This is a genomic window from Streptomyces sp. NPDC000151, from assembly GCF_040301705.1.
In the GTDB taxonomy this organism is placed as follows: domain Bacteria; phylum Actinomycetota; class Actinomycetes; order Streptomycetales; family Streptomycetaceae; genus Streptomyces.
The window spans coordinates 1-13,762 of the sequence record NZ_JBEPFC010000179.1; the positions used below are offsets into that span (position 1 = coordinate 1).

14 protein-coding genes and 1 pseudogene are annotated in these 13,762 nt (G+C 71.7%); 9 read left to right on the top strand and 6 right to left on the bottom strand.

What is annotated here, in order from left to right; genetic code table 11:
* The 5 genes and pseudogenes from ABT381_RS31725 to ABT381_RS31745 form a co-directional block, all read right to left on the bottom strand.
* A pseudogene (locus ABT381_RS31725) lies at positions 1-177 on the bottom strand (3-carboxy-cis,cis-muconate cycloisomerase); the annotation flags it as partial.
* On the bottom strand, positions 164-754 hold the full coding sequence (gene pcaG / locus ABT381_RS31730; RefSeq protein WP_351600305.1) for a protocatechuate 3,4-dioxygenase subunit alpha: 591 nt from the start codon (positions 752-754) through the stop codon (positions 164-166). The gene pcaG and the pseudogene ABT381_RS31725, both read right to left, overlap by 14 nt.
* A complete protein-coding gene (gene pcaH / locus ABT381_RS31735) occupies positions 754-1,521 on the bottom strand; it encodes a protocatechuate 3,4-dioxygenase subunit beta (protein ID WP_351600307.1) in 768 nt (255 codons plus the stop codon). The genes pcaG and pcaH overlap by 1 nt, the downstream gene beginning before the upstream one ends.
* A gap of 9 nt (positions 1,522-1,530) precedes the next feature.
* Positions 1,531-2,322: a CoA-transferase subunit beta gene (locus tag ABT381_RS31740; protein WP_351600309.1), complete on the bottom strand. Its 792-nt coding sequence runs from the start codon at positions 2,320-2,322 to the stop codon at positions 1,531-1,533.
* Positions 2,322-3,164 (bottom strand): CoA transferase subunit A, encoded by an 843-nt coding sequence (locus tag ABT381_RS31745; RefSeq protein ID WP_351600311.1) that lies wholly within the window; start codon positions 3,162-3,164, stop codon positions 2,322-2,324. Before ABT381_RS31745 ends, ABT381_RS31740 begins: the two co-directional genes overlap by 1 nt.
* Before the next feature lie 118 nt (positions 3,165-3,282).
* Between ABT381_RS31745 and ABT381_RS31750 the strand changes: the two genes are divergently transcribed.
* Positions 3,283-3,720 carry a MarR family winged helix-turn-helix transcriptional regulator gene (locus ABT381_RS31750; RefSeq protein WP_351600313.1) on the top strand — a complete coding sequence of 146 codons (438 nt, stop codon included), beginning with the start codon at positions 3,283-3,285 and terminating at the stop codon, positions 3,718-3,720.
* Positions 3,721-3,780: 60 nt separating this feature from the next.
* On the opposite strand, the gene ABT381_RS31755 is transcribed toward ABT381_RS31750, so the two are convergent.
* Positions 3,781-4,533 carry an IclR family transcriptional regulator gene (locus ABT381_RS31755; protein ID WP_351600315.1) on the bottom strand — a complete coding sequence of 251 codons (753 nt, stop codon included), beginning with the start codon at positions 4,531-4,533 and terminating at the stop codon, positions 3,781-3,783.
* 194 nt (positions 4,534-4,727) lie between these two features.
* Here ABT381_RS31755 and ABT381_RS31760 point away from each other — a divergent pair, with 194 nt between their 5' ends.
* The 8 genes from ABT381_RS31760 to ABT381_RS31795 form a co-directional block, all read left to right on the top strand.
* Positions 4,728-6,083 carry an MFS transporter gene (locus tag ABT381_RS31760; protein ID WP_351600317.1) on the top strand — a complete coding sequence of 452 codons (1,356 nt, stop codon included), beginning with the start codon at positions 4,728-4,730 and terminating at the stop codon, positions 6,081-6,083.
* A 182-nt stretch (positions 6,084-6,265) separates the two neighbouring features.
* A complete protein-coding gene (locus ABT381_RS31765; protein ID WP_351600319.1) occupies positions 6,266-7,666 on the top strand; it encodes a condensation domain-containing protein in 1,401 nt (466 codons plus the stop codon).
* 160 nt (positions 7,667-7,826) lie between these two features.
* Positions 7,827-8,159: a hypothetical protein gene (locus ABT381_RS31770; protein ID WP_351600321.1), complete on the top strand. Its 333-nt coding sequence runs from the start codon at positions 7,827-7,829 to the stop codon at positions 8,157-8,159.
* Positions 8,160-8,546: 387 nt separating this feature from the next.
* A complete protein-coding gene (locus ABT381_RS31775) occupies positions 8,547-8,936 on the top strand; it encodes a hypothetical protein (protein WP_351600323.1) in 390 nt (129 codons plus the stop codon).
* 150 nt (positions 8,937-9,086) lie between these two features.
* Positions 9,087-10,244, top strand: coding sequence for an acyl-CoA dehydrogenase family protein (locus ABT381_RS31780; RefSeq protein WP_351600325.1), 1,158 nt, complete (start codon positions 9,087-9,089; stop codon positions 10,242-10,244).
* Positions 10,245-10,255: 11 nt separating this feature from the next.
* Positions 10,256-11,863: a 5-guanidino-2-oxopentanoate decarboxylase gene (locus tag ABT381_RS31785; RefSeq protein ID WP_351600327.1), complete on the top strand. Its 1,608-nt coding sequence runs from the start codon at positions 10,256-10,258 to the stop codon at positions 11,861-11,863.
* Complete coding sequence (locus ABT381_RS31790; protein WP_351600329.1) at positions 11,860-13,068, top strand: glutamate dehydrogenase; 1,209 nt, start codon at positions 11,860-11,862, stop codon at positions 13,066-13,068. Before ABT381_RS31785 ends, ABT381_RS31790 begins: the two co-directional genes overlap by 4 nt.
* On the top strand, positions 13,065-13,762 hold a 698-nt coding region (locus ABT381_RS31795), incomplete at its 3' end, for a CoA-binding protein (RefSeq protein ID WP_351600331.1). The genes ABT381_RS31790 and ABT381_RS31795, both read left to right, overlap by 4 nt.

Consider the following 13,762-nt stretch of genomic DNA (forward strand, 5'->3'; position numbering starts at 1 on the left):
GGCCTCGCCGAGCGCGGCCTGCGCCCGGGTGAGCGCGGCCTCGGCGTCCAGCATGGCCTGGAGGAACGCGGTGTCGCCGGTCGCGGCCTCGGCCGCCGAGCCGGCCCGGACGGGGGACAGCAGTCCCACGTCGGCGGGCCCGGCGACGGATCCCTCGATGGGGTCAGTCGAAGGCAAGGAAGACCGTCTCCTTGTCGCCCTGGAGGTGGATGTCGAAGCGGTGCGTGCGGTGCCTGTCCGCCTCGGCCCTGGCGAGAAGAGTCTCCCGCCGCGCGGGCTCCAGACCCGACAGCAGCGTGTCGCCGGCGGGTTCGCTGAGGTAGGCGCGGGTGAAGAGGTGGTGCAGCAGGCCGCGCGCGAAGACGCAGACGGAGAGGTACGGCGCGCCGCCCGGCGGCAGCGTGCGGATCGCGTAGTGCCCGTCGGCGTCGGTGGGCACCCGGCCGAAGCCGGTGAAGTCCACGCCGTTGCGGCCGTAGTAGCCGCCGTCCACCGGGTTGCGGCGGAGCGAGCCGGGCGCTCCGGCGAGCGAGCCGTCCGGGGCCGCCTGCCAGAACTCCACCAGCGCGTCCGGGACCGGCTCGCCGGCGCCGTCGTACACGTATCCGTGCACGGTGATCGTGTCCGGGTGCCCGGCGGGGGCGATGTCGCCGCCGCCGGGGAAGGGCAGCGCGTACCCGTAGAAGGGGCCCACCGTGTGCGACGGGGTGGGGGGAAGCGTCACGTCGGTCGTCATCAGGCTCTCCTCGGACATCAGCGGCCCTCCTCGATCCAGGTGGCGGACGGACCGTCCAGGACGATGTCCCAGCGGTAGCCCAGCGAGAACTCCGGCTGCGACAGGTCGTGGTCGTAACGGGCGATCAGCCGCTGCCGGGCCGATTCGTCGGTCACCGAGCGCAGGATCGGGTCGTACGGGAACAGCGGGTCGTTCGGGAAGTACATCTGCGTCACCAGCCGCTGGGTGAACGCGTCGCCGAAGAGCGAGAAGTGGATGTGCGCCGGACGCCAGGCGTTCGTGTGGTTGCGCCAGGGGTAGGCCCCCGGCTTGATCGTGGTGAAGGAGTAGCTGCCGTCGTCGCCGGTCAGCACCCGTCCCACGCCGGTGAAGTTGGGGTCCAGCGGCGCGGGGTGGTCATCGCGCTGGTGGGCGTACCGGCCCGAGGCGTTGGCCTGCCACACCTCGACGAGCTGGCCGCGCACGGGGCGGCCGCGGCCGTCCAGCAGCCGCCCGGAGACGGTGATCCGCTCGCCGAGCGGCTCGCCGTTGTGCTGCTTGGTGAGGTCGTTGTCCAGGGCGGTGACGTCGGTGGTCCCGAAGGCGGGCCCGGACAGTTCGACGGTCTCCGGGTCGCCGTGCACCGCGACCAGCGGCTGCTTGGGGTGGCGCAGCGCGCTGGAGCGGTACGGGGCGTAGTCGCGCGGCGGGTGGTGCGCGGCGGGCGCGCCGCCGGCCCGCGCCTTGTCGTACGCGTCCTGGAGTTCGGTCACTTCACGGTCGATGTCGTGCTGGGTGAGTGCCATGGTGGGTTCCTACCTCTTCGCCGGCTCGTGCGTTGCTGCCTTGAGCGCCCGCAGCGCGGCCAGCTCCTGGGCGGTGGGCGGTGCCGTCGTGCCCACCTCGTCCGCGACCCGCAGGTCCCAGCCGGTGGCCGCGCGCACCTGGTCGACGGTGACGCCGGGGTGCAGCTCGGTGAGGACCAGCTCGGCGGTCTCCGGGTCCGGGCGCAGCACGCCGAGGTCGGTGATGACGGCGGTGGGTCCGGCGCCCGGCATGCCGAGCGCGGCGCGGTCCTTGGGCCCGGCGCCGTGCCCGAGGGTGGTGACGAAGTCCAGTGCCCGCACGAAGTTACGGGTGGAGTGGCGCAGCACCATCAGCACCTTGCCGCAGTTGGAGGCGATCTCCGGGGCGCCGCCCGCGCCGGGCAGCCGGCCCTCGGGCCTGTCCGGGCCGCGGTTGACCACGGTGGTGTTGATGTTGGCGTACCGGTCGACCTGGGCCGCGCCGAGGAAGCCGACGTCGATCCGGCCGCCCTGCAGCCAGTAGTTGAACATCTCCGGTACCGGCACCACCGCGTCGGCGGTCTCGGCCAGTTCGCCGTCCCCGATGGACAGCGGCAGCGCGGTCGGCTTCGAACCGATCGTGCCGGACTCGTAGATGAGGACCAGGTCCGGATTGACGGTGGCGCGGGCCAGGTTGGCGGCGGTGCTGGGCAGGCCGATGCCGACGAAGCAGGTCTTCGCGCCGGCCAGCGCGCGGGCCGCGTTGACCTCCATCAGCTCGTCGCGGGTGAACTCGGCCCCGGTGTCGGGCGCTTGGGACATCAGGCGTTCGCTCCTTCGGCCTCGGCCACGGGCGTCTGCGCGCCGCGCACATGCGTCTCGATCCACTGGGTGAAGGCGTCGCGGTCCCGCGCGATCGGGTCCCACGCCTGGTAGAAGGCGTTGTCGCGGACGGTGTAGCCGGTGGCGTACGAGGGGTGGGCGCCGCCGGGGACGAGTACGACCGCGTCCAGTACCCAGGTCGGCAGGACGACGCCGCCGGGGCGCGGCTCCAGGGTGTCCACGATCTCCTCGACGGTGACCAGCACCCGGCTCGCGGCGAGCGCGGCCTCCTTCTGCACGCCGGTCAGGCCCCACATCTGCACGTTGCCCGCGCGGTCGGCCTGCTGGGCGTGGATGACGGTGACGTCGGGGTTGAGCGCCGCGACGGCCGCCAGCTTCTCGCCGGTGAACGGGCAGGTGACGGTGGACACCGTGTCCGTACGGCCGGGGATGTCGCTGCCGCGGTAGCCGCGCAGCACCGCGAACGGGAGCTTGGAGGCGCCCGCGACGTAGCGGTTGGCCATGCCGGCGTGGCTGTGCTCGTCCAGCTCCAGGGGGCGCGGCCAGCCGTTCTCGACGGCGTCGCGGAAGCGGTGCAGCGAGCCGACGCCCGGGTTGCCGCCCCAGGAGAAGACCAGCTTCCTGACCAGCCCCGCGCCGATCAGCTGGTCGTAGATGACGTCCGGCGTCATCCGGGCGAGGGTCAGGTCGGTGATGCCCTGGCGGATGATCTCGTGCGCGGCCGCGAACGGGATCAGGTGGGTGAAGCCCTCCATGGCGACGGTGTCCCCGTCGTGGATGAGGTCCGCCACGGCGTCGTGGAGGCTGCGAATCTCGGCCATCGTCACTCCGCTTGTGGAAAATACTCAGTGCACTGACTAATCCTTCAGTGAGCCGTAGACTTCCAGCAAGGTTCTGATTCGTCAATGGTTCGCTGATGGTTCGCTTACAGGAGGCTCGATGGCTGCGGTCGATCTGAACACCCATCCCGGGCATCTGGCCCGCCGCCTCCAGCAGGCGCATTCGCTGCTGTGGGGCGCGATGGTGTCCGAGGAGATCACCTCGCCGCAGTTCGCCGTGCTCAACGCGCTGGTCGAGAAGCCGGACATCGATCAGCGCACGCTGAGCGAGCATGTCCACCTGGACCGCTCGACCATCGCCGACCTGGTCGCCCGGCTGGTGCGGCGCGGCCTGGTGGAGCGGGTGCGCGACCCGCACGACGGCCGCCGCAACGTACTGAAACTCTCCGACGAGGGTGCCCGCCTGCACCGCAAGCTCGTCACCCGCACCGGGCGCATGAACCGGGTCTTCCTCGCCCCGCTGGAGGAGGACGAGCAGGAGACGCTGATGCGCCTGATCGGCCGGGTCGCGGACGCGGCGGAGGAGCTGCGGGGGTAGGGCCCCGGTCCGTACGGCGGCCCCGGTCCGTACAGCGGACCCGGGCCGTGGGGGCGGCGCTCAGCCCGTGACGGGCAGGCCGCCGGCCACCGTGCGGGCCGCGGCCGTCAGGGACGCGACGAAGAGCGGTACCCGCTCGGCCGTGAAGCGCGCCGACGGGCCGCCGAAGGACAGCGTGGCGACCACCTCGCCGCCGCGCGAGCGCACCGGCACGGCCACCGACGACAGCCCCTCCTCGTGCTCGCCGTGGCTGACCGCGTACCCGGCGCGCTCCGCCTCGGCCGCCCATTCGGTCAGCGCCCGGGCATGCTTCGTGCCGTGCGGGGAGCGCCGCGCCACCCGCTCGACCAGCGCCGCCTCCGCGTCGATCAGCAGGATCTTCGACGGCCCGCCGGCCCACAGCGGCAGCTCGTCGCCGACCCGTACGACGTGCCGCAGCGCCTGCGGGCCCTCCTCCTGGGCGATGCAGATGCGGTGCACGTCGCGCCGTACGTACAGGTGCACCGTCTCCCGGTGCTCGGCGGCCAGCTCGCGCAGCGCGCGCCGGGCGGTGGCCGGCAGCCGCCAGCCCTGGTCCGCCAGCCGGACCCAGCGCAGGAAGGTCGGGCCCGCCGTGTACCGGCCGTGCTCGTCCAGCCACAGCAGGCCGTTCATGCGGAGCGTCTGGAGCAGGCGGAGCGCGGTGGTCTTGGGCAGCCCGCTGCCCGCGACGATCTCCCGGAGGGTCAGCGCGGGGCGTTCCTCGCCGAAGAGCCCCAGGATGTCGATGGCCCGCTGAACCGTCCGCATGCCGCCGCGCTCGCTCTCGCTCATGGCGACCAGTATGGATCCCGGTCCGCTGTGCGGACCAGGGGCAGGCAATCCTCCGGTTACTCGTCGGCAACCTCTTGTAGATAGTCAGCACACGTTCTATCGTCGCCGCAGCTCGGACCAAGTGGTCCGCACAGTGGACCTGCTCCCTACAGCGGTCCGCAACCGCACCGCGGACCAGACGAAGGAGTCCCCGCATGAGCGCGACCGAGCGCCCCGCATCGCCACCGCCCGTCGTCCCCGACGCCGCCCGCCCGGCGCTCAGCCGTGCCCGCTACGGGCTGCTCGCCTGCCTCTTCGTCATTACGGCGATCAACTACCTGGACCGTACGAACCTCTCGGTCGCCCTCCCGCACATCAAGGAGGAACTGCACCTCTCGGGCACCCAGCAGGGCCTGCTGCTCTCCTCCTTCGGCTGGGCGTACCTGCTGCTCCAGGTGCCGGCGGGCCGGCTCATCGACCGGGTCGGCGCCAAGCTCGCCTTCGGGTACGCGCTGGTCGGCTGGTCACTGGCGACGTTCGTGGTCGCCGCGGCCCGCAGCTTCGTCCCGCTGGTCGGCATCCGCGTCGCGCTCGGCGCCTTCGAAGCGCCCGCCTTCCCGTCGAACAACCGCCTGGTCGTGAACTGGTTCCCGGGCCGGGAGCGGGGCCGCGCCACCGCGACGTACACCTCCGGCGAGTACATCGGCCTGGCCGTCGCGGCGCCCGTCCTCTCCCTCCTCACCGTGCACTTCGGCTGGCGCTCGGTCTTCGTGATCACCGGCATCGTCGGCCTGCTCTTCTCCGTCGTCTGGTTCGCCAAGGTCTACGACCGTCCCGAGCACAGCCCCAAGGTGAGTGCGGCGGAGCTGGCGCACATCCGGCAGCCCGACGAACTGGAGTCCGCCGAGGAGATCGCGGCGGCCAAGGAGCAGGCGGCCGTCCTGGACACCAGCGTCTGGGCCGACCTGCGGGTGCTGCTGAGCAACCGGCGGCTGTGGGGCATGTACATCGGCCAGTTCGCCAGCGCCTCGGTCCTCTTCTTCTTCCTCACCTGGTTCCCCAGCTACCTGGTGGAGGAGAAGCACATGGGCATCATCAAGGCCGGCTTCTGGGCCTCGGCGCCGTACCTGGCCGCGCTGGTGGGCACGATGGCCGGCGGCGCCTGGTCGGACCGGATGCTCAACTCGGGCCGCTTCTCCCGAACATTCGCCCGCAAGGCGCCGGTAATGATCGGTTTCGTACTCGCCTCGGTCATCGTCTGTGCGAACTTCACCAACTCCGTACCGCTGGTGATCACGTTCATGTCCGTCGCGTTCTTCGCGCAGGGCCTGATGCAGAACAGCTGGGCGCTGTTCTCCGACGCGGTGCCGCGCCGGCTGACCGGCACCGGCGGCGGCGTCTTCAGCTTCGCCGCGAACGCCGGCGGCGTGCTGACTCCGCTGGTCATCGGCGTGATCGTGGACCGGACCGGCTCCTTCGCCTGGGCGCTCGGCTACATCGCGATCGTCGTCCTGGCCGGCCTGCTGGCGTACGCCCTGCTCATCGACAAGGTGGAACGGGTCGAGGGCTGACCGTGCCGGGGCCCTGCCGGGGCCCCGCCCGGTGTCCCTCTCCGGGCCCTTGTCATGCCCCCCGTTTCTGTCAGCTTTCCGGCTCGTTGGGTGAAAGAGCGGGGCCGGATCGTGGCCGCCAACGCCGCCCGCCCCGGTCGCGCGAGCGACACGGCAACTGACAGGCAACGGAAAGAGCCATAGTGCTTCAGGTACCCATCGAAGATGTGGAGATCGCCCCGGGACACGTCTTTGAGTGGTCGGTGGTGGTCGCGAGAATGCACGGCTCCGCCGAATCCGACCCGCCGCACGAGACCACCACGTACAACCAGGCGAAACATTTCGCGGTCGCCCAGGACGCGCGCAGCACGAATGATTCCGTATCCGCCTATGTGGCCGGGACGTTCGAGATTTCCGGGCCGCTGGACCGCGGTGCGCTGGAATCCGCGCTGCTGCATTTCGTGCGCCGCCATGAGGTGTTGCGCTGCACATTCCAGCAGCTCGCCGGCGATCTGTCCTGCGACGCGCTGGCGCCGGAGGACATCGAACTCAAAACGGTCGACGTGGGGCCCGTCGACTCCGCCGACGGAATCCGCGCGTATCTGCACGAGTTCTTCCAGCGGGTCGACACGCTCTCCTGGCCGCTGATCATCATGGGCGCGGTGGCCAGGGACGACTCCACCACGGTGTACTTCGCCTGCGACCACCTCGTCACCGACGGCCTGTCGACGCCGATCGCGGTGCACGACATCGCCAGCGCCTATGCGGCGTACGCCCGCGGCGAGGAGCCCGACTTCTCCGAGGTGGGCAGCTATGTCGACTTCAGCCGCGACCAGCGCAACCGCAATGGGTCCATGGTCGCCGAGGACAGCCGGCTGGACCACTGGAAGGGGTTCATGGAGCGGGGCGGGAACTTCTTCCCGCCGTTCCCGCTCGACCTCGGCGTCGAGCCGGGCCGCCTGTATCCCACGGTCAACGAAACGGAAACGCTTCTGCCGGCGGACGGGGCCGCGGCGCTGGACGACCAGTGCAGGGCGGCGGGCGGACGGCTGTTCATGGGGCTGCTGGCCGCGGTCGGGGTGTCCCTCCGGAAAGAGGGCGGGCCGTCGGTCTACCGGGGCCTGATGCCGGTCAACGAACGCGGTCGGGGTGCCTATGCGCACACCATGGGCTGGTTCATCAATACGATGCCGATCGAATTTCCGGTGCCGGAGGGTGCGGAGTTCGCGGACGTGATGACCGGCGTACAGAGCGCCTTCGCCGAAATGCAGCGCCATGGCGACGTACCGTTCGTGCAGGCGTGGCGACTGCTCGCGCCGCGCGAGTACACCGCGCTCCGCTACTGGCCGTATGCCGTCAATTTCTTCTCGTACCTGGATTTCCGCAAGGCACCGGGCGCCGAGCACCACGCCGCACGCAACGCCCAAAAGCACCTGTGGGCCTCGCGCAGCAACGGCATCTGTTTCTGGTTCCACCGCAACGACGCCGGCCTCCACATGAACTCCATCTACGTCGACACCCCCCAGGCCCGCACCACAAAATCCACCCTCGGCGACACCCTCCAACAAACCCTGAAAAACATGGCAGAAGCAGGAACGTTCTGACGGGAACGCCCAGACGCCTGGAACGTTGTGATGGCAAGGGGAGCCGCGAGCAGGAACGTTCCTGGCGAGGTACAGGGGGCCTCGCCACGCCGCCCGCTCTCTGGTCCGCTCAGCGGACCAGGCGGCCCGTTCCGTGGTCCGCCCTCGCTAATCTGGTCCCATGACCCTGACACCGGAACTCCCCGCCGCCACCGCCGGCGACTGGTGGGTCACCACCGACCAGTCGCTGGCCCTCGCCGAGCAGCACAGCGCCGCCGCGCGTACCGCTCCCGACCTGCTGGCCACCCTCGCCGAGATCGGCCGGGTGCGGGCCGCCGCCGATTCCGCGCTCGGCGCCGCCGTGCGCGCGCTGCTGTCCTCCGGGCACGACTGGGACGAGATCGCCGCCGCGCTCGGGCTGCCCGACGCGGCCGCCGCCCGCCGGGACACCGCGGACGCCCTGGCCCACGCCGACCGCGCACTGGACCGCCGCCTCGGCCACCACGGCTCGTGAGGTTTGAACGTTTGGCCGTGACCGTTCACTTGTGTGAGTGAAAGATGCTCAGTCGCCTCGAAGGGGCGTATGGGCAGGGCGGTGCGATGCCTGCCAGGGCATTGGTGCGTGTGGTGCGCAGGTAGAGCGGTTGCCGGTGGCCGGTTCACCGTGAAGCCGTTTGCTGCTGTGTTGCCCGGTCCGTCCGGTGTCGCTTGGGTTGGCCGTGCCCGTTGATCCGGGAATTCGACCGACCGAGACAAGGACGTGTTCATGCGCAGCAGCGTGCGCTGTACGGCAGCATTAGTCGGTATGTCCGCCGGGGCTCTGCTCCTGGCCCCGCCCGCTCATGCCGACCCGGCTGTCCTTACCTGTACGGGCAGCCAGTCCGCCGTCTACAGCCCTCCTATGACCCTGACGCCGCGGCCCACCCGTGCCCGGGTAGTGGAGGACTACCGCAATTGCACCTCCTCGCTGAACGGCATCACTCGTGGTCGGGGCGCGGCATCGTTTGAAGAAGAGGTCAGCTGCCTGCTGACCGTGCAGCCGGGCCGTACCGACGTGATCGAGTACAGGTGGGATACCGGTCAGGCCAGTACCGTCAGGTTCACCAATACCACCGTCGCGCGCGTGGGCGGCACCACCACGGTCACCTCAACGGGGCAGGTCAGCAGTGGCCCAGGGGAAGGTAGCACTGCCATTCGTGAAGTGGCCCTGCCCTCGCTGGATCTGGTCGCGTGCGCCGGAGAGGGAGTGAGTTCGCAGGAGGGCGTCACCACCCTGACGTTCGTGCTCTGACCCGCTTACGGGTCCCCAGCCCGCTGACTGGCGATTCAGTCGGCGGGCTCATTGACATGTCCGTCGCCCACTCCAAATACTGAATCACGATTCAGTAAGGCGTCGCCGTCGCCGTGCCGTGCGGCCGGTGCGTCCGGAGAGGGAGAGCCCATGTCAGAGCTGCCCACCGAGCTGGTCCCGCTGAGCCCCGAGCAGCGGGACATCGTCGACCTCACCCGTGCGTTCGCGCGCGACGAGATCCGGCCGCGGGCCCGCGACGTGGACGAGGCCGACATCAAGACCCCCTGGGACCTGTGGCGCAAGGCCGCCGAGGTGGGCATCACCGGCTTCATGCTCCCGGCCGAGTACGGGGGCGGCGGCTTCACCGACGTCTTCACGCAGGCGCTCGTGCAGGAGGAGCTGTGCGCGGGCGACCTCGGCATCGGCAACCTGCTCTGCTCCAACGGCTTCTTCGCCGACCCGGTACTGGAGCTCGGCACCAAGGAGCAGCAACGGACCTGGCTCACCCCGCTCACCGGCCCCGACACGCCCATGACCGCCCTGGCCACCACCGAGCCCGGCGCCGGCTCCGACGCCGCCTCGATCACCACCACCGCGCTCCGCACCGCAGGCGGCTACCGGATCAACGGCCAGAAGGCGTGGATCTCCAACGCCGGCGAGGCCGACCAGTACGTCGTCTTCGCCAAGACCGACCCCGCGCTGCGCGCCCGCGGCGTCACCGCGTTCCTGCTGCACAAGGACACCGAAGGCGTCGAATTCGGCGCGCCCATGCGCAAGATGGGGCAGCGCGCGATCGTCTGCCGCGAGATCTTCTTCCGCGACGCGTTCGTACCGGAGGAGAACCGGCTCGGCGACGAGGGCCAGGGCTTCCACGGCCTCATGCGCACGTTCGACATCTCGCGCGCGGTCCTCGGCGCGGCGGCGACCGGCATCGCGCGCGCCGCCTACGAGTACGCCCGCGACTACGCCACCACCCGGCAGCAGTTCGGCAAGCCCATCATCGAGCACCAGGCCGTCGCTTTCCGCCTCGCGGACATGCGGACCCGGGTCGAGCAGGCCCGGCTGATGACCTGGCGGGCGGCCAAGCGGCTGGACGCCGGGCTGGACGCGACCACCGAGGCCGCGATGGCCAAGCTCACCGCCTCGGAGACCGCCGCGTACTGCACGTGGGCCGCGGTCCAGACGCTCGGCGGCTGGGGCTACTCGCGCGAGTACCCGGTCGAGCAGTGGATGCGTGACGCCAAGCTGGAGGAGATCGAGGAAGGCACCTCGGACATCATGCGGCTCGTCATCGCGCGGGGGATGTGATGACTGTGGACATGACCGGTGGCCAGGCCCTCGTACGGGCACTGGCCGCGCACGGCGTCACGCGGGCCTTCGGCATCCCCGGCACCCACAACCTGGAGATCTACCGCCACCTCGACGCGTACGGCATCGCCGACCTGAACCCCCGCCACGAGCAGGGCGCGGGCTACGCCGCCGACGCGTACGCCCGGGTCACCGGCCGCCCCGGCGTCGCGCTGACGACCACCGGCCCGGCCCTCCTCAACATCGCGGCCGCCGTCGGCCAGGCGCACTCCGACAGCGTCCCGCTGCTCGTCGTCTCGCCCGGGATGCCGCTGCGCCACCCGCGGCAGTCCACCGGGCTGCTGCACGAGATGCGCAGCCAGACGGACGCGCTGCGGGCGGTGGCGGCGTTCAGCCACCGGGTGTCGACGGTCGAGGAGATCGGCGCGGCGGTCGCCCGTGCGTTCACGCTCTTCCGTACGGGGCGGCCCCGCCCGGCGCACATCGAGGTGCCGCTCGACGTGCTCACGGAGGTGGCGGCACCCGGGCCGGTGCGGCCCGCGCCGCCCGCGGTACCGGCCACCGCGGACCCGGAGGCGCTGGCCGCCGCGGCCGGAGCACTGCGGGGCGCCCGCCGACCGGCCCTCGTGCTGGGCGGCGGTGCGCGATCGGCTGCCCCCGAACTCCGGCAACTGGCCGAGGAGTTGGGCGCCCCCGTGGTGACCACCGCCAACGGCAAGGGAACCTTCCCCGAGACGCACCCCCTCTCGCTCGGCGTCTCGCTGCACAGCCCCGCCGTCCAGCGGTGGCTGGCGGCCGACTGCGACGCGGTCCTCGCCGTCGGCACGGAACTCGCCGAGTCCGACGTATGGACCACAGAACCACTCACCCTCCGGGGCCCGTTGATCCGGGCCGACATCGACCCGGCGCAGATGTACGCGGGGCTCCCGGCGGACATCGCGCTGGTGGGGGAGGCGCGGGAGACGGTGCGGGCGCTGCTCAAGGAGGCGGGGGAGGAGCGGGGCAGGGCCGCGGCGGAACGCACCGTCGCGACCCTTCGTACCGAGCGGGACGCGGAGACGGCGGAGCGGGACGCGCGGTGGCTGCCGTACCTCCGGGTGATCCGCGAGGTACTGGCCCCGGACGCCGTCCTCGCCTCCGACAGCGCGCAGTGCTGCTACTACGGCGCGATCCCGCACCTTCCCCTCGGCCCCGAGGGCCGCTATCTGCATCCGACCGGCTTCGGCACCCTCGGGTACGCACTGCCCGCCGCCGTCGGCGCCAAGGTCGTGGACCCGGACCGGCAGGTCGTCGCGCTGAGCGGCGACGGCGGGCTGCAGTTCTCCGTACAGGAGCTGGCCACCGCCGTACAGCTTCAACTTCCCCTCCCCATCGTCGTGTTCGACAACGGCGGGTACGGCGAGATCCGCGACGAGATGGTGGCGCGGGGCGACCGCCCGGTCGCCGTCGACCTGCCGCCGCCCGGCGTGCCGCCCGTCGACCTGCCCGCGCTGGCCCGCGCGTACGGGGGGCACGGCGTACGCGCCGAGACCGCCCCGGCGCTCGCCGACGCGCTCCGCCGGGCGCTCCGTACGCCCGGCCCCACCGTCATCACCGTCCCCGAGGAGCCCGCCCGATGAGCAGCACAGCCGTACCCTCCGCACCGTCCCCCGCCCCGCTCGTCTCCCTCACCTGGACCGATCACGAGACCGGTCACCAGGGCCATCTGGTCATCGACCGCCTGGTGCGCGGCGTCTCCAGCGGCGGGCTGCGGATGCGGGCCGGCTGCACCCTCGACGAGGTGACCGGTCTCGCCCGCGGCATGACGATGAAGGAAGCGCTGCACTACAACCCCGAGGGCCGTTACATCCCGCTCGGCGGCGCCAAGGGCGGCATCGACTGCGACCCGCGCGCGCCGGAGGCGTACGGCGTACTCGTGCGCTATCTGCGCGCCATGCGTCCGTACATCGAGCACTTCTGGACGACCGGCGAGGATCTCGGGCTCACCCAGGACCTGGTGGACAAGGCGGCCGCCGAAGCCGGGCTGGTCTCCTCCATCCAGGCGGTCTACCCGCTGCTGGACGACGAGACCGCCGCCCGGCAGCGGCTCGCCGACGCCTTCCGGATCGACGTGGACGGCATCGGCCTGGACGAACTGGTGGGCGGCTGCGGCGTCGCGGAGGCCGCGCTCGCCGCGCTGGACCGCGCGGGCGTTCCGTACGCCGGTACCCGGGTCGCCGTGCAGGGGCTGGGCACCATGGGCGGCGCGACCGCGCGTTTCCTGGACCGCGCCGGGCTGCGCGTCGTCGCGGTCGCCGACGTCAAGGGGACCATGGCCAATCCGGACGGGCTGGACGTCGAGGCGCTGCTCGCGGCGCGCGACCCGCACGGCACGGTGGACCGTGCGGCGCTGCGCCCCGCCGACCGTGAACTGCCGGGTGAGGCCTGGTTGTCGGCAGAGGCGGAGATCCTCGTACCGGCGGCCGTCTCGTACGCCATCGACGCCGGGAACCAAGGGGACATCACCGCGCGTTGGGTGGTCGAGGCGGCGAACATGCCGGTACGGGAGGAGGCTGAAGCGCTGCTCACCGCCCGCGGGGTGACGGTCCTGCCCGACGTGGTGGTCAACTCCGGGACGAACGCCTGGTGGTGGTGGACGCTCTTCGGGGACATCGGCGCCGACGCGGACGAGGCGTTCGCGTATACGCGGCGCTCGATGCGGGCCCTGATCGACCAGATGCTGGCGCGCGCCGAGGCTGTTGGCTGCACGCCGCGCGCCGCCGCGCACGGCATCGTGGCGAACCGGCTGCCGGTGATCGCGGAGCGGTTCGGGTGGTACCGATGACGCCCGAGCAGGCCCCATTGGCCGCGCTCTTCGACCCCCGCTCCGTGGCCGTCGTCGGTGCCTCGGCCAACCCCGAGAAGTGGGGGTACTGGCTCGCGTCCGGGGCGCTCGCCGGGCGCGGGCGCCGTGCGGTGCACCTGGTCAACCGGCGCGGCGGCGCGCTGGACGGCGTGCCCTTCCTGCCGGACCTCGGCGCCCTGCCGAGCGCGCCGGAGCAGGTGGTGGTGGCGGTACCGCCGCCCCAGGTGCGGGCGGTCGTCGCCGAGGGGCTGGCGGCCGGTGCCCGCTGCTTCACCGTCATCACCTCCGGCGGCACGGACGCCGCGGCGGAACGGGCGCTGGCGTCCGAGGTGACCGCGCGCGGCGCGCGGCTGCTCGGCCCGAACTGTATGGGCGTAGTCGACACCACCAGCGACCTCCGTCTGAGCTGGGGCGACTTCCCGGCCGGGCAGGTCGGTCTGGTCTCCCAGAGCGGCAATCTCGCGCTGGAGATCGGCCGCCTGCTGGCCCGTGCCGGGCAGGGCTTCTCACGCTTCGTCTCCCTCGGCAACCAGCGGGACATCGACGCCACGGATGCCCTGGAAGCGCTCGTACGGCACGAGCCGACGCGGGTCATCGCCGCGTACGTGGAGGACTTCCGCGACGGGCGGCGGCTGGCCCGCGCGCTGGCCGCGGCGCACGCGGCCGGCAAACC